This is a genomic window from Pseudomonas entomophila, assembly GCF_029478665.1.
In the GTDB taxonomy this organism is placed as follows: domain Bacteria; phylum Pseudomonadota; class Gammaproteobacteria; order Pseudomonadales; family Pseudomonadaceae; genus Aquipseudomonas; species Aquipseudomonas entomophila_F.
The window spans coordinates 21583-42741 of sequence record NZ_JARPQB010000048.1 but is presented as its reverse complement, the minus strand read 5'-3'; the positions used below and the strand labels follow the sequence as shown (position 1 = coordinate 42741).

Sequence of the window (21159 nt, the reverse complement as noted above, 5' to 3'; positions counted from 1 at the left end):
TTCGCCGGTGACGGCCATGTAGGCGGGAGTTGCCATGTGTCGCTCTCCTTGCTTGGAAAATAGTCGCCGGGTGGCAGGAATTTGCCACCTCGGAGCGACTAGGTAATACAAAGGGCGTGCCAGTTTTTATTTATCTATTTAAAACAGATAGTTACAAAGCAAGCGCATCCATTTGGGTGTTCTTTTCAAGTTGAACCATTCAAAAGTTGCGCAACTTCTTGCGCAGTGGTGGCAAAAAGTTGCGCAGTTGGCTGTACATGACGAATAGCAAGGCCTGCGTCGAACTATCCACACACTTATCCACATTTGAGTGCGCAACTTCTTGCGCAGTTGACTGAGAAGTCAAAAACCTAAAAAGTGAAAACCATAGGGGTGTGTTGAGTGAGCCGGCCTCTTCGCCAGCGAAGCTGGCTCCTACAAGGACCGCGCGGCCCGCAAGAGCGGCGCCGAACCTGTAGGAGCCGGCTTTGCCGGCGAATAGGCCGGTGTAGCCAACACAATGAAATCGCTCCAACAGAAGGCCACTCACTTTCCAAATCTCGACCAAAAGCCACGCGCGGCGAAGGCATCGCGCAGTTGCGCGGCGCCTATGCTGCGTTGCCCGGGGTCGAAGGTCAGCGCCGTGCGCAACGCCGCCCAGGCCTTGGCTGGCATGTTTTCCGGCACCCGCAGCGCATGCTGCAGACCCTGCTCGCGGGCCTTGAGCGACAGCACGCGGTCGAACGGGTGGCGGCCGGTGACCAGTTCGTACAGCACGCAAGCCACCGCATACAGGTCGCTGGCGGTGCTCGGGGTGCCGCCTTCGAACAGCTCCGGCGCGGCATACGCTGGGGTCCAGGCCTCGAAGCGGCCATGGCTCAGGTGCGGCAGGCCGGCCAGCGGGCCTTCCAGGGCCATGCCCAGGCCGAAGTCGAACAGGCGCAGGCCGTCGTCGGTGAGCATCACGTTGCTAGGCTTGAGGTCGCCATGCACCACGCCCTGGCCGTGCACGCAGGCGAGCACATCGAGCAGCGGCACGGCGATCTCGCGCACCTGCTCCCAGGCCAGCCCCATCGGCTGGTCGCAGAGCAGCCGGTCGAGGGAGGTGCCGCGCATCAACTCCATGGTGATGAAGCCACGGTCGCTCTCCGGATCGACGGCGAAACCCTGCAGGCGTACCAGGTTGGGGTGGCGCAGGCGGCTGGTCAGGGCGTACTCGTTGAACAGCAGGGCGTTGGCGTCCGGGGCGGTGGCCAACTGGTCGCTCATCAGTTTCAGCGCCAGCAGCGGCTGCGGGTCGCCGAAGCGCTCCTGCAACAGGTCGCGGGCACGGTACACCCGGCCCATGCCGCCCGCGCCGAGCAGGCGCTCCAGGCGGTAGCGCCCGGCGAGCACGTCGGGCAATGGCGGCAGCGCCCGCGCCGGGGTGGCGGCCGGTGCCTGCGCGGTTGCAGGTGCCCGCCCCTTGCCCCGCCGCTTGCGCCGACCCTTGCCGGTGCGGGCGGGCTCGGGCGCGATGGCCTGGTTGAATGCGAAATAGGTCGACTCGCTGTCCTGCTCGAGTGCATCAAGCACATCCAGCGCGTCGCCGCTGCCAAGGTTCATCGGTGGATCACCACTGCGGTCAGGTTGTCTTTCGCCGAACCGCCCAGGGCGGTTTCGAACAGGCGTTGCAGGGCTTCGCCGGGCGAGGCCAGGTCCAGCGCATGGCCCAGGCCACCGCTCTCCACGCCGTCGTACAGGCCGTCGCTGCACAGCAGGAACACATCACCCGGGCACGCCTCGAATTCCAGCACTTCCAGGGTCAGGCTGGCACTGGCGCCAACTGCACGGGTCAAGGCCCGCGCCGAGGGGTGTTCGCGGGCCTGCTCGGCGCTCATGCGCTCCTTGTCGATCAGTTGCTGCTGCAGCGAATGGTCGCGGGTCAGCTGGTACAGGCGCTGGCCGCGCCATAAATAACAGCGGCTGTCGCCGGCCCACACGCAGGCCCCGCGGCGGCCTTCGAGCAGCAGGGTGACCACGGTGCTGCCGATGATCCGCGCCTGGCCTTCGACGCTCACGGTGAGCTCCTGGCCGAGCCGCCGGTTGATCCAGTGCAGGCACTGGCGCACGGCGACCACGCGCTCATCGAACGTGCTGCTGGCCGGCAGTTCGGCCAGGCTCTCGACGATCATCTGGCTGGCGACATCGCCAGCCTCGTGGCCGCCCATGCCATCGGCCACTGCCCACAGCCCCTGCTGCGGGCAATCGAGAAAGGCGTCCTCGTTGCGCGCACGGACCTTGCCCGGGTCGGTGCGCGCCGCGCTGCGCCAGGGGGTGGCAGGCTGCATCACAGCTCCCCTGGCAGGCGGAAGCCGCGCAGTACGTTCATGTCGAACGGGTTCGGCGCGCGCTGGCTGGTCAGCAGGTAATTGGCGCGCATGCCGCCGACGTTGGCCTTGAGCACCATGGTGTCGCGGCCCTTGAGGTACTCGGTCTGCATCAGGTCGAGCAGGCGGAACAGCGACCATGGGCCACCATTCTTCTCCAGCGCCATGGGGCGGCCGTTGAGCTGCTCCAGGGTCAGGCTGCTGTTGCCGTCCTGGGCCTCGGTCGGCCACTTCAGGCTGGTGGAGACGATCGGGCCGTGACGGTAGTCGATCACCGTGTCGCCGAAGCGGAACTCGGCGCGGCTCACCGACGGGTCGAGGGTGTACGGCTCGAGCTTGAACTGCACCTGCGGCTCTTCCGGGTTCTGCGCGAAGAAGCTCTGGCGGATGGTCTGGGCCGCGCCCATCTGCTCCAGGTACGCCCTGGCCATCGGCAGGCTCTGGCCATCGAGGCTGCGCAGGCGGAAGGTGCCGGCTTCACCGCTGACGAACGGGCGCATGTAGGTGTCGAAGAAGCGGTCCGCCACGCCTTGGGCCTTGAAGAAGTCGCGGAAGTCGCTGATCGCCACGTCGCTGGTGCCATGGGCGTTGAACGGGTAGCGCGACTCGATGGCACGGCCATAGAAGCTGTACAGCTCGCTCTGGTAGCGCTGGTTGAGGTAGCTGTAGGTGTCGTTGAGCACCATGCGCCAGATGTCGTCGGACAGCAGGTTGAACCAACCGGCCACCGGTCGCGGCAGGCGCGTGGTGCTGTTACGCAGGCTGCTCAGGGCATCGCGCTGGCCCGACATGCGCGCCTTGGCCATCTGGTACGAGGCTTCCTCGGCCTGGTTGGAACGGGCCAGGCCGGCCATCTGCTGCTGCAGGTCGTTGAGCGCCTGCATGGTCGGCGCCAGGTCGGGGCCCGGGCCGTTGTTGTCGTCGAGCAACCGGTGCAGCGGTTCGAAGCGCCGTTGCAGGGCCATGCGCGCGGTGTCCGGCAGCGGTTTCTTCGCCAGGGCGTCGCGGGCTTTGTCGGCCACGGCACCGGCCACTGCCGCGCCACCCTTGCCGAGCTTCTTGGCAGCGGCTTTGCCAGCCGCGGCTTCGGCCGCCTGGTTGCCTTCGTCCGGGGTTTCCGCCAGCACCGGGAAGCGGGTGTTCTCACGCACCTCGGTGAGCAGCAGCAGCAGCGGCGAGTTGGCGGCGGTCAGCGCCGACATCTGGTCGGCGCTTTCGCCCGCGTCGTTGAACGGGATCAGGCCGACCTGGTTGATCGCCTCGCCCCAGTAGTTGGCGTAGTCGCGGAAGTACAACTGCTCCAGCTCGACCATCAGCCGGCGCATGTCCATGTCGCTGATGCCGCTGCCCTCGCCCAGCACCCAGTTGTCGCGCAGGATGTCGTTGACCAGGTTGGCGCCCTGCACCGAGAAGTACTGCTGGTAGCCCTGGGAGGTGTAGAAGCCGGGGATCGGGTAGTCGATGCCGACGAACTGGCTGGCCTGCGGCCCGAGCTGCTGGCTCAGGCGGTACTCCGGCAGGCTGCGGGCCTGTTCGCGCAATACCCGGTAGACCACGCTGGCCAGTGACTCGGCGCGCAGCACCTGGCGCGCCTGGGCCACCAGGGCGTCGTTGAGCGGGTAGGCGAACGGCTGCTCGAGCAGGCGCCCGAAGTGAGCGTTCAGGCCCTCCTGCACGGCAGTGTTGCCGGGGTATTGCTGCGACCAGCCGGCCGCCACCCAGTCCTTGAGCCAGCCTTGGTCACGGCGGTCGGGCATGCCGAGCATCAGGTAGGCGCGCAGGCTGTTGAGCAGCCGCTCGCGGCTTTTCAGGTTGCCGCGAATCTGCCCTTCGACCATCTGCGCCACCCGTGGCAGCAGGAGGGTTTCCAGCTCGCGCTGGTAGGCCGGCTGCAGCACTTCGTTGGCTGGCACGCCCTGGTACAGGCCACCGCGGTGCAGCCACGAAGCATCGCTGCGCTCAGGGAACACGCGCGAAGCCTGCCAGGCGGTGTCCAGCGGCTTGAGCGCGGCCAGGGCGTCGTCGCGGGCGCCCAGGCCGACGTGCTGGCGGTGCCATTGCTGGCCCAGCTCGCGCACCTGTTCCAGGCGTTCATGGTTGCCGGAGAAACTGCCGGCCCACAGCACGCCGAACAGTGCCAGCGCCGCGAGGGCGCCCAGGTAGACAGCACGCTGCCCCCAGTGGATGCGCCGGCGTTCGCGCTGGTCGAGACCGGCCAGGTCGTACTCGGGGAAGATCACCCGGCTGAACAGTTGCAGGATGAAACGCGAGCGCCCCTGCGGCGCGCCACGCCCGGGCTGGCCGGGGTGGAAGCCATTGTCGCTGTCCACCTGCGGCGCCTGGTGCGGCGCGCTGGTCAGGTAGAAGCCGCGCAGCTGGCTGGCGCGCTGGTAGCGGTTGCCGGTGAAGGCGGCGTCGACGAACAGGCACAGCTGGTCGCCGATGCGCCCCAGCTGGTGCGGGAAGTCGAGGATCCGCGCCCGGCGCAGGGTGTTGCGCTCGTGGTGCATGCGCTGGGTGACCTGGTCACCGAGGCGTTGCAGCAGGCCCTGGAATTCCTTGGCCAGCAGCTCGGTATCGGCGCCGTTCTGGCCCTTGCCGAAGGTGATGCCGAACACCTGTTCGTTCTCTTCGCGCGACTGCTGGTCGAAGAAGGCGTCGAAACCCTGCAGGCGGTCGGTCTTGCTCAGCACCAGGTACACCGGCACCTCGACGTGCAGGCGCTGGCGCAGCTCCTGCAGGCGCGAGCGGACTTTCTGCGCCAGATCGTTGACCGCGGCCTCGCCGCCGAGCAGCGTGTCCAGCGGCACGGTGACCACCACGCCATTGAGCGGGCGGTTGCGCCGGCGCAGGCGCAGTTGGTCGAGCATCACCCGCCAGGCGCTGCCGTCGATCTCGCTGTCGGACTGGTTGAGGAAGCGCCCGGCGGTATCCACCAGCACGGCCTGTTCGGCGAAGTAGAAGTCGCAGAAATCGCCATTGGACGGATCACGGGCGAGCTTGCGCTCCAGCGCGTTGATCGGGAACTCCAGGCCCGAATGGTCGATCAGGCTGGTCTTGCCCGCGCCCTGCGGGCCGAGCACCAGGTACCAGGGCAAGTCACGGCGCCAGCGTTCGCTGCGGCCACCGTAGAGGCTCGAATGCTTGAGGGTGGACAAGGCATGCTTGAAGCGGGCCTTGATCTCCTTGCCCTCCTCTTCCTTGCGCTCTTCACGCTCCAGGCGTTCGCGGCCGTCCTCGCTCTCCAGCTCCGCCTGCTTGCGGTTGTTGGCGCGCCAGCTGGCGAACACCATCCACAGGCCCCACAGCAGGAACAGCACGCTGATGGTCAGCAGGCGCGCCGCGGCGTCTTCCCAGAACTTGTTGTCGGCCACCGCCAGCAGCGGCCCGGCGAACCACACCAGCAAGGCCAGGGCCAGCACCAGCAGCAGGCTCCAGACCCAGGTCTTGGCGAGGAAGGCGCCTACTTTCTTGAAAAAATTCTTCATCACAGGTCCTTGTGTCACGGCCGCGGTTGGGCCGCAGGCTGCTCAAGCGTCTGGAAGGGTTGCAGGACGGTCGCGCGCTGTTCCCCCAGCACCCAGGCGAAACCGGAATACATCACCACCAGGCACACCAGGGTGAACAGCGCCACGCTCCACCACGGCACGATGCGCACCGGGCTGTTGCGCAACTGGTCCAGGCCTTCCCAGCGCGGCGACAGCTCGCGCGGCACGTCGCCACGCAGTTGGCGGATCTGCCGGAACAGCGCGTCGCGAATGCCTTCCAGCTCGGACATGCCGCGGTCGATGACCCGGTACTTGCCCTCGAAACCCAGCGACAGGCACAGGTACATCAGTTCGAGCATCGGCAGGTGCTTGACTGGGTTCTTCGACATGCGGTCGAGCAGCGAGAAGAACTTTTCGCCGCCGAAGGTCTCGTTGTGGAAAGCGCTGAGCAGGCTCATCTGCGACCACTGGCTCTCGTTGCCCCAGGGCGTGGTGACCACCGCCTCGTCGACCACGGTGCACAGCAGGTAGCGGGCCACGGTGACCTGGCCGTTCTCCACACCTTCGTAGTGGATGCGCGCCTCGAAGGCGCGCACGCAAGCGCTCAGGCGCTCCTTGAGGTTGTTCAGGTCTTCGGCGGTGTCACTGTGCTTGAGCCGCACCACTTCCGAGAGCAGCTCGCCGGCGGCGGCCACCAGTGGGTTGAGGCCGACGCTGAAACTGCCGCTGGAGGGCAGGCGCGCCGAATACACCACGCGCTGCTCCAGCGGCTCGGCCCGCGCCGAACCGCCCAGGGCGGTGAGCGCCTGCCCTTCCGGAGCCGAGCCATCCTGGTTGAACAGGACGGTCTTGTCGTCCTGGGGGGTATCCATGTCCATGCTCATGCTCAGTTCCTGATGGCCCAGAATTTCAGTTCGAGATCGGAGAACTCACTGGTGACGTGGAAGGCGAAGCCACCCGAGCCGTCCATCTTGGCGCGGTCGGCGGCGTCGAGTTCGACGATGAAGTAGGTCTTGTTGGCGTGGAACGGGATCTGCCGCGGCGCCACCGGCAGCGGTTTGACCTTGAGCCCGGGCAGGTGCAGGTTGACCAGCTGGCGGATGCGCTCCACCGGGCCGACCTTCAGGTGCGACGGCAGGCGCTGGCGCAGCTCCTCGGACTCGCAGTTGGCGCTGGCCGCCAGCACGAACGAGGCGGTGGTGAGCAGGCCCGGGTCGTGCAGCGGCGAGACCAGGATGCCGTACTGGCGCTGCTGCAGCTCCAGCTCGATGGCGTGCTGTTCGAGCACCATCGACAGCACCTGACGGATCGACTCCATCAGCTTGCGGAAGCTCGCGCCCTGGTCGCTGTGCTGGTAGCGGGCGTCCAGGCGCGGGCGCTTGGTGTCGCTGGAGAAGGTCGACAGGTCACCCAGCATGATCAGGAAGGTGCGGTACAGCTCTTCGGGGTGCACCTGTTCCAGGCTCAGGTAATGACGCAGCAGCAGTTCGGTGCGGTTGATCAGCTGCAGCATCATGAAGTCGCCGACCTCGGCGCCACCGACCTTGCCGTTGGAGCGGATGCGCTCGGCCAGGGTGTCGCCGCGCAGCGCCAGCATGCTGATGACTTCCTTCAGGCACGACAGCAGGTACACCGAGGAGTGGGTGCGGATGAAAGTCGGCACGAAGTCCGGGTCGAGGCTGATGACCCCGTCGGGCGAGGTGTCGAGGATCTCGCAGACCTTGAGCTTCACATAGGCCTGGTCGGTCTGCTGCTCGCCCAGCAGCAGGCGGAAGTCGGGGCGCGCGCAGTTGATCTGGCTGCTGTTGTCGTCGCCGGCGTTGGAGTCGGACACCTCCACCTCGTAGGTGGTGTAGCGGGTCAGCACATCGGACTGCTCGGGGCGGCGCGCCTCGATGTGGTTGCCGGTGACCAGCGGCAGGGCCATGAAGATCGGCGTGGCGCCGGTGTTCGGCGGCACGTCCAGGGCCAGCGGCTCGCTGCTGCCGTCGAGCTCGAACAGGCTGCCATCGGGCAGGATGCCGGCGGCGCGGCTGATCACCAGCTTGCCCATGTTGAGGAACTGCAGGTCGATTTCCAGGTTGATGAAGCCCCAGGTGTAGGTGCCCAGCAGCTGGGTGCGGGTCTTCATCTGGCTGTCGTAGTAACGGTCGTTGTGCTGGAAATGCTGGGGACGCAGCAGCATCCCTTCCTGCCAGACTACCTTGTGCACATTCATGGGCGCTCACCCGCTTGTGCCACTGCCGGCACGCCATTGTGGATACCGGCCTGGTCCAGGTAGAAATTGGCGGTCACGCGCTCACCGACGCGGATCGCCTGCACCCGGCGCCACTGCGCCTGGTCGAGGTCGCGGTAGGCGGCCATGATGCCGACGAAGCGGCTGTCGGGGTCGATGCTGAGCTTGAGGGTCAGGGTCTCGCCCGGACGCAGCTCATGCTCCTCGCTGGCCACCATGTCGGGCGACAGGGCCTCTTTCGGGCGCTGGTAGAGGCTGAAGAAATCGGTGGTTTCGAAGGCTACCGGGTGCTTGAGCTCGAACAGGCGCACCACCACCGGCGACGGCCGGCCATTGATGTCCAGGTTGAGCTGGTCGGTGGCGGTCAGCGTGAGGTCGAGCTTGGTCATGTGCGAATACGGCGACAGGGCGCTGCAGCCGGCCAGCCAGGACAAGGCGGCCAGGGCCCACGTCGCCCTGAGCATCGTGCGGGTGATGCGAGTCATGGAAATCATCCTTGCGGGTCGTGATGAAGGGAAGCGATCAGGCGCACCTGCTCTTCGTAGGTTCGGGCGAAGTCTTTGGCCAGCAGGCGCTCGCTCCAGTCTTCGTTGCCCATCAGGGCCTGGTGGTAGCGCACGTAGGATTTCCAGCGGCTGCCGAACAGGCCCTTGCGGCCCTGGCGCTCGAACTGCAGCACCAGCTGTTCCGGGGCGAAGTGCTCGAGGGTGCTGCGCAGCGCGTGGCGGCTGGCGCCGAGCATGGCCACCTGGTGCGCCTGCAGGTCGCGGAAGGCCTGGGACACCGCCTGCTCGGCGGACATCTGCCCGCCACGGCGCGGCTTGAGCAGCTCGCCCAGCACCTGGTCGGCCTCCAGCGGCGCCTTGATCGGGTTGCGGCTGGCACCTTGCGGGGTGGTCAGCGACAGGCGCAGTTCGTTCTTCAGCTCGCTGCGGGTACGCAGGCTCTGCTGCAAACCGCCGATGCTGTGGCGCAGCAGCCCGGCGGCCTGCACCGCCAGGTCTTCACGGGCCTGCTCGTCGAGGTTGTCCAGGTCCACCCCAAGGGCGGCGCCGAAGCGCTTCCAGAAGGCGTCGTCGCGACGTTCGCGCGGAGCCGGCGCAGGCGCGGACTCGGGCGCGACGGCCGGTACCAGGGTCGGCACGATCAGGCTCTCGCGGTCGATCTGCGCGTAGTCGGCGCGCTGGCGGGCCGGTGGCTCGGGCATGGCCATGGCCGCCAGCTCGTCCATCGGGTGCAGGCGGGACTCTTCCTGGTCCAGGGCGGTGATCGGGTCGAGTTCGAGGAAGGCGTCGTCGGGGATGATGTTGCCACCCGGCATGCCCAGGCTGACATCCATGCCCGGCTCGCTGTCGATCAGCCGCGCGCGCACTTCGATGTCGCCCAGGCGGTACACCGCGCCCTGCTCGATGCGGTACGGCTCGCCCTTGCGCAGCTGGGCGCCGCTGCTGGCCAGGCGCACGCCGTTGCTGCTGATGTCGGTCAGGAAGAACCCGCCGTTCTCGTAGGTGACCTGGGCGTGATGGCTGGACAGGTGGCGCTTGTCATCCTCGATGCTCCAGTGACAGTCCTTGGCCCGGCCGATCTCGCCACCGGCACGGCCGAAGGTCTTGGTCGGCGAGTCGGTGCGGCCGTGCTGGCGTTTGTCGAGCAGTTCGAAAACCAGTTCCATGGTCAGGGCTCCTTGTGCTCAGTTGCCACGGTTGAGGGCCTGGGGATCTCCCAGGGGGCGGTAGCTGTCGTCGTCGAACTTGTAGTTGCCACCGCAACCAGCCAGGGCGAACGCGGTAACCAGGGCCAGCAACGTGACCCGCCAGTGACGGTGAAACATCGGAACGACTCCATGTACGGATGAGGCATGCGCCGCCACGGGCGCGCCTGGGTGGGAATAGGTAGGTGTCGGGGTCATGCCGGTCAGCCCTCGCAATCGCCGATCTGGATGTTCAGGCGCCCCAGCCGGTACAGCAGGGTGCGCCGCGGCAGGCCGAGCTCGCGGGCTGCCAGGGTCTGGTTGCCGTCGTGTTTGCGCAGGCAGTCGAGCAGCAGGCGGCGCTCGACCTTCTCCAGGCGCTCGCGCAGGTTCAGCTCGCTGTCTTCCAGCGGCGGCTCGGCCAGGTTCAAGGCGAAGTGGCCGACCTCCAGCTCATCGCCTTCGCACAGCAGCACCGCGCGCTCCACCAGGCCCTTGAGCTCGCGCACGTTGCCGGGGAAGGCATAGCCGTCGAGGTGATCCAGGGCGGCCTGGGACCAGCCCACCGGGCTGCGTTGAAGGAAGTCGCAGGCCTTGTCGCAGAAGTGCCGGGCCAGGGTGATGACATCGCCGTTGCGTTGGCGCAGCGGCGGCAGCTCGATGGGGAACTGCGCCAGGCGGTAGTACAGGTCTTCGCGGAACAGGCCGTCGGCGACCATCTGCGCCAGGTCACGGTGGGTGGCGGCGATGATGCGCACGTCGATCTTGTGGGTGACGTTGGAGCCCAGCGGGCGGATCTCGCCTTCCTGCAGCACGCGCAGCAGCTTGGCCTGCAGGGCCAGGGGCATGTCGCCGATCTCGTCAAGCAGCAGGGTGCCGCCGTCGGCGGCGTCGAACAGCCCCGGGCGGTCGCGTTCGGCACCAGTGAAGGCGCCCTTGCGGTAACCGAACAGCTCGCTCTCCAGCAAGCTCTCGGGGAAGGCCGCGCAGTTCTGCACCACGAACGCGCCCGAGCGACGCGGGCCGTAGTCGTGGATGGCGCGGGCCACCAGTTCCTTGCCGGTGCCGGTTTCGCCGCGCAGCAACACGGTGTAAGGGCTGTGCAGGACCTTGCTGATCATCTGGCAGGTCTGGCGCATGGCCTGGCTCTGGCCGATCAGGCCGTAGCTGCTGGCGGCGATCGACGCCGTGCTGGTTGCCTGGGGTTGCGGCCCGGGCTGGCGCAGGCGGCGCAACAGCTGCAACTGGCCCATGGCGAAACCACCCAGGCGGCCGAGTGAGTCGGCGAACCCTTCCAGCGCGCCGCGCTCGCGGTTCACGCACAGCAACACCCCGGCGACGCGCTGCTGCGCGGTCACCAATGGCACCGCCAGCAGCGCCTGCCAGGGTGTGTTCTGGCAAGGCAGGAAGCTGGTGTCAAACAGGCTGGCGGACAGTTCGGCGATGTTCACCACACGGTTCTGGCACAGGGCGAACTGCAACAGCTGCTCGCCGTTGTAGTCGGCCGGCAGGCTGGAACAGTCGCGCGCCAGCAGCTTGCCGTCGAGCCAGGCGGCTTCGAGCCCGAGCCGGGTATGGGTCGGGTCGAGCAGATACACCTGCACCAGCGGGCAACCGCTGAGCCCGGCCACGGCCTGCACCAGCGCCTGCAACAGGCACTGGTCGTCCGCCGCCCGGGCCAGGTCGGTGAAGGTGCCCAGCAGCGACTCGGCATAGGCCAGCGGGTGCGGCACGTGCGCGAACATCACACCCACCTCAGGCAAACTCGCAGATCACGCCGGCATCCGCGTCGAGGGTGGCGTGCACGCGGCTGATCGCCTCGCCGCTGGCCATGGCGTCGAGCAGGCGGTCGGCCACCTTGGGCAGCACGTGGGTGTCGATCAGGTGGTCGATCAGGCGCGCGCCGCTTTCGCTCTGGCTGCAACGCTCGGCCAGGTGGTCGACCAGCGCCTGGCAGTGGCTGAACGCCAGTTGCCGGCGCTGCAGGCGCTCGCCCAGGCGGCCCAGCTTGATCTCGATCAGCTCGCGCAGCACCGGGCCGCCCACCGGGTAGTACGGCACCACGCGCATGCGCGCCAGCAGGGCCGGCTTGAAGTGGCGGCTGAGCACCGGGCGGATGTGCTGCTCGAGCAGCTCGGCATCCGGGCGCTCACCGTTCTCGCACAATGCGCTGATCTGGTCGCTGGCCAGGTTCGAGGTCATCAGGATCAGCGTGTTGCGGAAGTCGATCTGGCGGCCTTCGCCGTCGTTGGCCACGCCCTTGTCGAAGATCTGGTAGAACAGGTTGAGCACGTCCGGGTCGGCCTTCTCCACCTCGTCCAGCAGCACCACCGAGTACGGCTTCTGGCGCACCGCCTCGGTGAGCATGCCGCCCTCGCCGTAACCGACGTAGCCGGGCGGCGCGCCGATCAGGCGCGAGACGGTGTGCTTCTCCTGGAACTCGGACATGTTGATGGTGGTGATGAAGCGGTCGCCGCCGTACAGCAGGTCGGCCAGCGCCAGCGCGGTCTCGGTCTTGCCGACGCCGCTGGGGCCGACCAGCAGGAACACGCCCACCGGCGCGTCAGGCTTGTTCAGGCCGGCGGCGGTGGCGCGCATGGCGCGGTTGAGGGCATGCACGGCCTGCTCCTGGCCACGGATGCGCGCGCGCAGGTCGTCGGCGAAGCTGATCACCTTGGCGTTGTGCTCGCGGGCCAGCTGGCTCAGCGGCACACCGGTCCAGGCGCTGATCACTTCGGCCACCAGGCGCGGGCACACTTCGGCGCTGACCAGGCGTTCCTCGGCCTGGGCGTCGAGCAGGGCTTGGTGGGTCTCGGCCAGGCGCTGCTGGAGCTGTTCGCGGCTTTCGCCGACAACGGCGTCCTCGCCCTCCTCGCCTTCAGTTGGCGCTGGCGCTTCGACGGGGGCGTTGGCGACCTGCTGGCGCAGTTCCAGCACCTGCTCGGCCAACTCGCGCTGGCGGGCCCAGCGGGCGTCCAGCTCGATCTCCTGGTCATGGGCTTCGGCCAGGCGTTGCTCCAGGCGCTCGAAGGCCTCCTGGTCGATCTCAAGCCCGGCCTCGGCATCGCGGCGCAAGGCGTTACGCTGGCGCTCGCCCTCGGCCAGTTCGGCGCGCAGGCGTTCGAGGCTGTCCGGTGCCGCAGCCAGGCTGATGCGCACACGGGCGCAGGCGGTGTCGAGCACGTCGACGGCCTTGTCGGGCAACTGGCGGCCGGTCAGGTAGCGGGCCGACAGTTCGGCCGCGGCAACCACGGCGTCATCACGCAGGTAGATGCCGTGGCTCTTCTCGTACAACTGAGCCAGGCCGCGCAGGATGGTCACCGCCTCGCCCACGGTCGGCTCGTGCAGCTGTACAGGTTGGAAGCGACGGGCCAGGGCCGGGTCCTTCTCGAAGTACTTCTTGTACTCGGCCCAGGTGGTGGCGGCGATGGTGCGCAGTTCGCCACGCGCCAGCGCCGGCTTGAGCAGGTTGGCGGCATCGGAGCCGCCGGCGTTGCCACCCGCGCCGATCAGCGTATGGGCCTCATCGATGAACAGGATCACCGGGCGCGGCGCGGCCTTGACCTCGTCGATCACGCCTTTCAGGCGACGTTCGAACTCGCCCTTGACGCTGGCCCCGGCCTGCAACAGCCCCATATCCAGCGCCAACAGGTCGACACCTTGCAGCGCCGGCGGTACTTCACCAGCGACGATGCGCGCGGCCAGGCCTTCGACCACGGCGGTCTTGCCCACGCCGGCCTCGCCGACCACGATCGGGTTGTTCTTGCGGCGGCGGGCGAGGATATCGATCATCTGGCGAATCGACGCGTCGCGGCACAACACCGGGTCGAGCTTGCCGTCACGGGCCTGCTGGGTGAGGTTGTGGGTGAAGCGCTGCAGCATCGATTCGCCCTGGGGCGCGCCAGCGGCCTTCGGCGCGGCCGGCTGTTGCGACAGCGCATAGCCCTTGAGGCGCTCGATATCCAGGCCCGAGAGCAGCTTGTGGTAACGGCTGCCGGCATAGCGCAGCGGGTTGCGCAGCAGACCAAGGATCAACGCGGCCTGGTCGACCTGGCTCTGCCCCAGTTCGAGGTTGGAGACCAGCAACGCATCCTGCAGCCACTGCACCAGTTCCGGCGCGAACACCGGGTTGCGGGTGGCGCTGTGCTCGACATTCGGCTGCAGCGCGGCGCTGAACTCGCCGACGTCGACCGCGGCATCCTGCAGGGCGCGCTGCAACAGGCTGTCAGTACGCTCGAGCAACCCCAGCAGCAGGTCCTCCACCAGGATCTTGCTGCCGCCGCGGGCCACGCAGCGCTCGGCGGAGCGCTCCAGGTCGCGGCGGCTGTCGGCGTCCAGGGCCTGGACAAGTTGTTGCAGGTCTACGTTGATCATGGCCATTGGTCCTTAATGAATTTTGCTTCCCAGGGTCACCACGCCATCGGCGCGCTCGCGACCCAGCCAACTGGTCCAGCCCAGGTGGCAGACGTTCTGTTCGCCGATGCGCAGCTCGCGGATCTCTTCGCGGCGCAGCTCCAGGCGGATGTCGTAGTCCAGCGGGTCGCGCAGGGTGAAGCGCGTCAGCGCGCACAGCGGCTGGTAACCGAAACCGATCGGCAGGAACTCGTGAAAGCGCTGCCAGTCCAGCTGGGTGATGTGGATGCGGAACTTGCCGCTGCGGTCGCGCACGCGCTCGCCCAGCACGGCGTCTTCGCCCAGCAGGCTGTTGGCCAGGCCCAGGCGGTTGCACTGCTCTTCGAGGATGTCCACGCGCCGCTCCAGGCACTGCTCGATCACCAGGTCGGCGTGCTTGAAGTAGTAACGCAGCACCGCCTCGATCAGCGCCGCCGAGTGGGCGCGCAGACTGAGCACGCCGAGGTACGGCAACAGGCGTTTCCAGTTCAACTCCTTGGCCCGACGAATTTCTTCACCGCCCAGGCCGATCAGGGCGAACAGGTGCGACGAAAAACCGTCCAGCGCGCCGCTCTCGAAGCTGGCGCGGTAGCGGTACTTGCGCCAGATCGGCAGCAGCAAACGCTGCAGGCGGTGGTGGAACAGGTCGAGGAACGTCCGCGTCGGGTTGCCGTCCTCGTTGTCGCCCAGCGCCTGCTCGCCATAGAACGCCGGCAGCGGCGAGCTGGAGCCGACCAGGCCGATCAGGTTGAAGCGCATGCGCGCGCGCAGCTGGCCATGCTCGTGGAAGAACTCGATGCGGTCGACGTCGCTGCCGGGGAAACCCAGGCTGGGGTTGGCCTGGAACTCCACCAGATCGTAGAGCTCCTCGTCCTCCAGGTACGGGTAGGCCTCGCGCAACTGCTCCATCACCAGCAGCACCGCCTGGAACAGCGAGTACTCGCGGATGCTCCGGCTCAGCCGGCTTACAGCAGCGGTTGCAGGCCCATGCGTGGTGTCCATTGGTACACCTCCCCTTGTGTGCTTTTCACCCGCAACTCGTGGTACGAGTTGAGGCTGGCGTAGAGCGCGAAGAATTCATTGAGCACCGAGGCGAAGACGAACAGGTCGCCCTCGCCGATGTAGCCTTCCGGGTCGATGGTCAATTCGGTGCGCAGGCCGCGCAGCGGCAGGCCACGGTGCAGGCGGTCGACGTGCTGGTGGCGGATCGACTTGAGCCCGCCGAGCAGGCGTCGGCTGACTTTCTCGGCGTGCTGGTCGTAGTAGCGCGGCAGGTCGTAGGTCTCGAGGATCACCTTCAGCGCGTCGACGTCGGCCAGCGACAGGTAGTTCAGCGACATGTTGCTGATCAGCTTCCACAGGAAGTCGCGGTTCAGCGGCGGCGCGTAGCTGGCGGTGACCGGCGTGATGTTGCGGAAGGTGAGGAACTCGGGGGTCTCTTCGCTGAGCATGCAGATGTCGCCGAGCTTGAGCCGGCGCGGCAGGTTCTGGTTGGTGCAGGTCAGCTCGATCGACAGCGTCTCGTGGGACTCGGCCTGGTGCACGCCAAAGCTCAGGTAGGTGTCCAGGCCGTCGTGCAGCAGCGAGGAGCGCTGGCGGATGCTGTAGTGCGGGCGGTTCTGCGGCACGTCGAAGCTGGCGTCGTGCTCGAACGATTCGAACGGCACATAGTTCTGGTAGCCCAGGCCGCCCGGGCTCCAGCCGGTCACGCTATCGACCGAGAACACCCCGCAATGCTCCAGGTCGAGCTCGGCCGGCAGCAGCAGGTACTCGTCCTGCTTGCCATCCAGGCGGATGGGCAGGGCGTCGTGCTTGAACAGGTTGGCGATCGGCGTGCAGTACAGCTTGACGTTGTCCAGGGTCGGGCGCAGGCGCTGGGCCTCGCCACGGCGGATGTCGAAGCGCAGCTCGACGCCATGCACCTGCTTGAGGGTTTCCTCCGGCAGGCTCTGCAGCACCTCCAGGCCGGTCACGTCGACGAACAGGAACTTGTCCTGGAAGGCGAAGTACTCCTGCAAGAAGCGGTAGCCACGGAAGGTGTTCAGCGGATAGGGAATCAGCGCCTCTTCCTCGGCGAAGCCCACCGGGTGCACCTTGGCCGCCGGCGCGCGCAGCAGCAGCGGCTCGCCTTTCGTGTTGAGCATCGGCTTGCCGTGGCTGTCCAGCGGCATCAGCTCGATACCGGCCAGGCTGCGCAGCAGGCTCAGGTAGAGCATCTGGCTGATGTAGCGCTCGCCGGCCAGGTGCAGGCGCAGCTTGCTGAGCTTCACATCGCCCAGGTTGCCATCGCAGTTCATGTCCAGGCGCAGGCTCAGCAACGCGCCCTGGCCGTTGAGCGAGTAGTTCAGCGCGCTCAGGCGCAGCGGCAGCACCTCGGTCGGGTAGCAGGTGCGAAAGCGGCAGCTGACACCGTCGATCGGCTTGCCTTCCACCGGCGTGTCGCGCTCGACCCGCAGGGCCGGGCCGGCCTGGCGCAGGGGGTCGAACTGCAAGATGCTGAACGCCGGCAGCGGGCGCATGTAGTTCGGCCACAGCAGGTGCATCAGCGAGTGGGTGAGCTCAGGCAGCTCGTCGTCGAGCTTCTGCCGCAGGCGGCCGGTGAGGAAGGCGAAGCCCTCGAGCAGGCGCTCGACGTCCGGGTCGCGCCCGGCCTGGCCGAGAAACGGCGCCAGCGCCGGGCTGCGTTCGGCAAAGCGCCGCCCCAGCTGGCGCAGCGCCGTCAGCTCGCTTTGGTAGTAATAGTTGAAGGACATCCGTCGTTCCGCCTGAATTCAGATCTCGAGTACCGCCAGTGGCGCAGGGTTCGTGAAATCCAGGGCTATGGGAGGCGCGACATCGTTAGTCTCCTTGACTGACACTGACTTGCCCGCTGCCATCCAGGCGCGCGGCAAAACTGACAGAGCGCTTGATGCCGTCCACCTCAAGCTGGCCTTCGATACTGAAAGCCAGCTTGAGCTGATCGTGATCACGCGGTCGGGAAATCACCCGGACATCGGACAGGCGCGGCTCGTAGGCCTCGATGAAATGCTCGATGGCCCGACGGGCCTGGCTGAGCGCATCGTGCAGGCTCAAACGCATGTCGTTGAGGTCCGGCAGCCCGTAGTCGGCAAGCGTCTGCACGCTGCCGGCCCGGGTGCTGAGCATCTTCGCCAGATGAGCGGCCACGGAAGCCATGGCGGCGTCTTCACGCCGCCAGTTGGCACGCTGGTCGGACTCGCCGCTCAGGCGCTCGAACAGGCTTCCGTAGCCATTCATCATCGACGCTTACTCCTTGTCCAGCTTGCCGACCAGCGACAGGGTGAAGTCGGCGCCCATGTACTTGAAGTGCGGACGCACGTTCAAGCTCACGCGGTACCAGCCCGGCTCACCTTCCACGTCGCTGACGATCACCTGGGCGGCGCGCAGCGGACGACGGCCACGTACTTCGGCGCTCGGGTTCTCCTGGTCGGCCACGTACTGGCGGATCCACTTGTTCAGTTCCAGCTCCAGGTCGGTACGCTCCTTCCAGGAGCCCAGCTGCTCGCGCTGCAGGACCTTGATGTAGTGGGCCAGGCGGTTGACGATCATCATGTACGGCAGCTGGGTACCCAGCTTGTAGTTCAGCTCGGCAGTCTTGCCTTCCGCGCTGATACCGAAGAACTTCGGTTTCTGCGCCGAGTTGGCCGAGAAGAACGCCGCGTTGTCGCTGCCCTTGCGCATGGTCAGGGCGATGAAGCCCTCTTCGGCCAGCTCGTACTCGCGACGGTCGGACACCAGCACTTCGGTCGGGATCTTGGTCTCGATCTCGCCCATGCTCTCGAAGTGGTGCAGCGGCAGGTCTTCCACCGCGCCACCGCTCTGCGGGCCGATGATGTTCGGGCACCAGCGGAACTTGGCGAAGCTGTCTGTGAGCTTGGTACCGAAGGCGTACGCGGTGTTGCCCCACAGGTAGTGCTCGTGGCTGTTGGCCACGGTTTCCTTGTAGACGAACGACTTGACCGGGTTCTCTTCCGGGTCGTACGGGTTGCGCAGCAGGAAGCGCGGCACGGTCAGGCCGATGTAGCGCGCGTCCTCGGACTCACGGAAGCTCTGCCACTTGGTGAACTGCGGGCCTTCGAAGTGATCCTTCAGGTCTTTCAGGTCCGGCAGGCCGGTGAAGCTTTCCAGGCCGAAGAATTTCGGGCCGGCGGCGGCGATGAACGGCGCGTGGGACATGCAGGACACGCTGGAGACGTACTGCATCAACTTGACGTCCGGCGAGCTCGGCGACAGGTAGTAGTTGGCGATGACCGCGCCCACCGGCTGGCCACCGAACTGGCCGTACTCGGCGGTGTAGATGTGCTTGTACAGGCCAGCCTGCATCACTTCCGGCGAGTCTTCGAAGTCATCCAGCAGGTCTTGCTTGGAGACGTTGAGGATCTCGATCTTGATGTTTTCACGGAAATTGGTGCGGTCAACCAGCAGCTGCAGCCCGCGCCAGGCCGATTCCATGGCCTGGAAATCCGGGTGGTGGAGGATCTCGTCCATCTGGCGGCTGAGCTTGGCATCGATCTCGGCGATCATGCGGTCGACCAGCGCCTTCTTGACCGGCTCACCGTCGTTCTGCGGCTTGAGCAGTTCTTCGATGAAGGCCGACACACCGCGCTTGGCGATGTCGTAGGCTTCATCGTCCGGGGTCAGGCGGGTTTCGGCGATGATGCTGTCGAGAATGCTGAACTCGCTGTTCTCGGCGCTCTGTTGTTGTGCGGCGGTGCTCATGGCAATTAGCTTCCTTGACTAGGGGGATCAGGCGTCAGGCGTGGCGTTCAGGCCCAGCTCACCGAGCACGCGCTCGCGGGACTCACCGTCGGCCAGCACGCCTTCGATGGCCTTGCGGAACGCCGGGGCGTTGCCCAGCGGGCCCTTCAGGGCAACCAGGGCTTCACGCAGTTCCATCAGCTTCTTCAGCTCCGGCACTTGCTCGACCAGGCTGGCCGGGTTGAAGTCCTTCATGGTGTTGACGCGCAGGCTGACCGCCAGTTCGTCGCCTTCGGCGCCTTCCTGCAGACGGTTGGGCACGGCCAGGGTCATGCTCAATTCCTGCTTGGCCAGCACCTCGTCGAAGTTCATCTTGTCGATGCTGATCGGCTTGCGGTCTTCGATCTTGCGATCGTCGGCACGCAGGGTGTAGTCACCGATCGCCAGTAGTTTCAACGGCAGTTCGATCTCTTCCTGAGCCCCACCGGTGGCGGGTTTGAACGTGACGTTAATGCGTTCCTTGGGGGCTACCGAGCCTTCTTTGGCCATTGGTTTTCTCCTTGAGGGTTATGGCCCTTGGGCCTATTCGAGTACGACTTCGAGATCGAGATGGCACAGTCGGCGGTAGATCTCGTCCTTGCGTTCGCGCACCACATGGTTCTGCGGCAGCAGCTCGCAACAGGTATGCAGCAGGTGCAGCACCTGCAGCGACAGATCGGGCTCCCAGGCATCCACGCCGGACTGGCGCAACTGCTCGTCCAGGGCTTCCAGCTGGGTCTTGGCCAGTTCGTATTTCTTGGCTGTGTAGCAGAGGCGTGCCTGGCTCAACTGCCAGAAAAAGCGCTCGCGCCCGCCGTGGGCGCCTTGCATCTGCTGCTTGAGGTGCTGCACCGCGCTCTTCAGGCCATCCTTGCGCAGGATCGGCTGCACCGCCTCCAGGGCTTCCTCCCAGGGCGCCTGGCGCACGCCGGGCTCGGTGACCGGCTGGGCCACCTCGGCCTGCAGATGGGGGGTGACCTGGGCGGCGATCCAGGCGCGGGTCTCCGGGTCGGCAAACGGGGTGCCATCATGGAACTTCAGCTCGATCACGCTGGGCAGGCGCTGCAACAGCGAGGCGAAGTTCATCTCCACCTCGCGCATGCCGGCCTCGACGTTCAGGGCCTGGCAGCACTCCCACACCAGGCGCTGGCCATCGAACCAGAACGGCGCCTTGGCCACGCTGTTCTCCAGCTCCACCAGCAGGTCGGCGTAGTTGCCCTGCTCGAAACGCTCCCGGTAGCTCTTGAGCTTGTCGGCGGGCAGACCGCGCAGTGCCGTGACGTTCTCGGCGTTGCGCTCGGGCATCGCCTCGATGGGCAGCCACAGCAGCGTGCGGTTCAGGCGCAGGGCGCGCAGGTCGGTGGCTTTCTGCCGCTGCCACCACACGCACAACTGCCGGCCCTGCTCTTGCTGGGCACGCAGGGCTTTATTCGCATCCTTCTCGTTCTCCACCGGCTCGCCCGGAGTGAACAGCTGGGTGGCCGCCTGCTTTACCTGGGCGACGATGGCGCCGACCGCGCCAGGTTGCGGCTCGTTGTCAGCCGAACGCTGGACCTGGCCCTTGAGTGCACGACAGATCGGCAGCAGCAACGGAGCATCATCGCCCAGCCGGGCGGACAACGCCACCTCCAGGCCACCCAGTTGCTCGACCATCTGCTGGAACAGTGGCAGCTGCTCCTTGATCGCGATGTCGGCGCCCAACGCCTGCTCGAGGCGCGGCACCAGCCAACCGATGGCGGCGGAACGGGTACGGGGTTTGGCGGGATGGACGTCGTCCCAATGGTGCTCGCACAGCTCGCGCAGCAGGCTGATACCCGCCAACAGGCCGGCGTAGGATTCGCGCTGGAACAGGGCCCAGGTCAGCCAGGAGGCCACGCGCAGATCCTTGGACTGGTCGCGCAGCAGCGCTTCACTGTTCTCGAGGATCTTCAGCCAGTCCACCTGGCCGCTGGCATGGATCGACTGCGCCCGGGTCAACTCGCCTTCGAGGGCTTCGAACTCGGTGGAGAAACGCACGTCATCACCACCGAATGAGCCCGGCGAGACGGCATTCTTGCCGAGTTCCAGATAGCGCGCAGCCAATTTAGAAGAGTAAGACATCCATATCTCGCATTTAGAACTCGCACATCGATTCCGGAACCTGAGTTCCAGAACTTTGCTGTCGGGAAGTTCTATCGATTCAGTTCACAATCCAGTGAACAGGTGGTCAAGCGGATGAATAGCCTAATGCCATCAATGCCACATTGCAAC

At 66.5% G+C, this 21159-nt stretch carries 16 protein-coding genes; all 16 read right to left on the bottom strand.

What is annotated here, in order from left to right:
* Positions 1-525: 525 nt before the first annotated feature.
* Positions 526-1584, bottom strand: coding sequence for a serine/threonine-protein kinase (locus tag P5705_RS21375; protein ID WP_277462864.1), 1059 nt, complete (start codon positions 1582-1584; stop codon positions 526-528).
* Positions 1581-2309, bottom strand: a complete 729-nt coding sequence (locus P5705_RS21370; RefSeq protein WP_011531918.1) for a PP2C family protein-serine/threonine phosphatase — start codon at positions 2307-2309, stop codon at positions 1581-1583. The genes P5705_RS21375 and P5705_RS21370 overlap by 4 nt, the downstream gene beginning before the upstream one ends.
* Positions 2309-5836 (bottom strand): type VI secretion system membrane subunit TssM, encoded by a 3528-nt coding sequence (tssM, locus tag P5705_RS21365; protein ID WP_277462863.1) that lies wholly within the window; start codon positions 5834-5836, stop codon positions 2309-2311. The genes P5705_RS21370 and tssM overlap by 1 nt, the downstream gene beginning before the upstream one ends.
* A 14-nt stretch (positions 5837-5850) precedes the next feature.
* Entirely contained in the window at positions 5851-6720 is an 870-nt protein-coding gene (gene icmH, locus P5705_RS21360) for a type IVB secretion system protein IcmH/DotU (protein ID WP_240066733.1), read from the bottom strand.
* A gap of 2 nt (positions 6721-6722) precedes the next feature.
* Positions 6723-8054, bottom strand: a complete 1332-nt coding sequence (gene tssK / locus P5705_RS21355; RefSeq protein ID WP_011531915.1) for a type VI secretion system baseplate subunit TssK — start codon at positions 8052-8054, stop codon at positions 6723-6725.
* Positions 8051-8557 carry a type VI secretion system lipoprotein TssJ gene (gene tssJ, locus P5705_RS21350; protein WP_277462862.1) on the bottom strand — a complete coding sequence of 169 codons (507 nt, stop codon included), beginning with the start codon at positions 8555-8557 and terminating at the stop codon, positions 8051-8053. The genes tssK and tssJ overlap by 4 nt, the downstream gene beginning before the upstream one ends.
* Before the next feature lie 5 nt (positions 8558-8562).
* The gene (gene tagH, locus P5705_RS21345; RefSeq protein WP_277462861.1) at positions 8563-9744 is read right to left on the bottom strand and encodes a type VI secretion system-associated FHA domain protein TagH; all 1182 of its coding nucleotides are present in this window, start codon (positions 9742-9744) and stop codon (positions 8563-8565) included.
* A gap of 18 nt (positions 9745-9762) precedes the next feature.
* A complete protein-coding gene (locus P5705_RS21340; RefSeq protein WP_011531912.1) occupies positions 9763-9903 on the bottom strand; it encodes a hypothetical protein in 141 nt (46 codons plus the stop codon).
* A gap of 83 nt (positions 9904-9986) precedes the next feature.
* Positions 9987-11507 (bottom strand): sigma 54-interacting transcriptional regulator, encoded by a 1521-nt coding sequence (locus P5705_RS21335; protein ID WP_277462860.1) that lies wholly within the window; start codon positions 11505-11507, stop codon positions 9987-9989.
* Positions 11508-11517: 10 nt separating this feature from the next.
* Positions 11518-14142, bottom strand: a complete 2625-nt coding sequence (gene tssH, locus P5705_RS21330) for a type VI secretion system ATPase TssH (protein ID WP_277462859.1) — start codon at positions 14140-14142, stop codon at positions 11518-11520.
* 6 nt (positions 14143-14148) lie between these two features.
* Positions 14149-15156: a type VI secretion system baseplate subunit TssG gene (gene tssG, locus P5705_RS21325; protein ID WP_011531909.1), complete on the bottom strand. Its 1008-nt coding sequence runs from the start codon at positions 15154-15156 to the stop codon at positions 14149-14151.
* Entirely contained in the window at positions 15120-16907 is a 1788-nt protein-coding gene (gene tssF, locus P5705_RS21320; protein ID WP_240066740.1) for a type VI secretion system baseplate subunit TssF, read from the bottom strand. The genes tssG and tssF overlap by 37 nt, the downstream gene beginning before the upstream one ends.
* An 85-nt stretch (positions 16908-16992) precedes the next feature.
* On the bottom strand, positions 16993-17409 hold the full coding sequence (gene tssE / locus P5705_RS21315; RefSeq protein ID WP_011531907.1) for a type VI secretion system baseplate subunit TssE: 417 nt from the start codon (positions 17407-17409) through the stop codon (positions 16993-16995).
* 9 nt (positions 17410-17418) lie between these two features.
* Positions 17419-18891 carry a type VI secretion system contractile sheath large subunit gene (gene tssC, locus P5705_RS21310; RefSeq protein ID WP_011531906.1) on the bottom strand — a complete coding sequence of 491 codons (1473 nt, stop codon included), beginning with the start codon at positions 18889-18891 and terminating at the stop codon, positions 17419-17421.
* Positions 18892-18918: 27 nt separating this feature from the next.
* Positions 18919-19419, bottom strand: a complete 501-nt coding sequence (gene tssB / locus P5705_RS21305; protein ID WP_213659336.1) for a type VI secretion system contractile sheath small subunit — start codon at positions 19417-19419, stop codon at positions 18919-18921.
* 33 nt (positions 19420-19452) lie between these two features.
* Positions 19453-21009 carry a type VI secretion system protein TssA gene (tssA, locus tag P5705_RS21300; RefSeq protein ID WP_277462858.1) on the bottom strand — a complete coding sequence of 519 codons (1557 nt, stop codon included), beginning with the start codon at positions 21007-21009 and terminating at the stop codon, positions 19453-19455.
* Between the last annotated feature and the right edge of the window lie 150 nt (positions 21010-21159).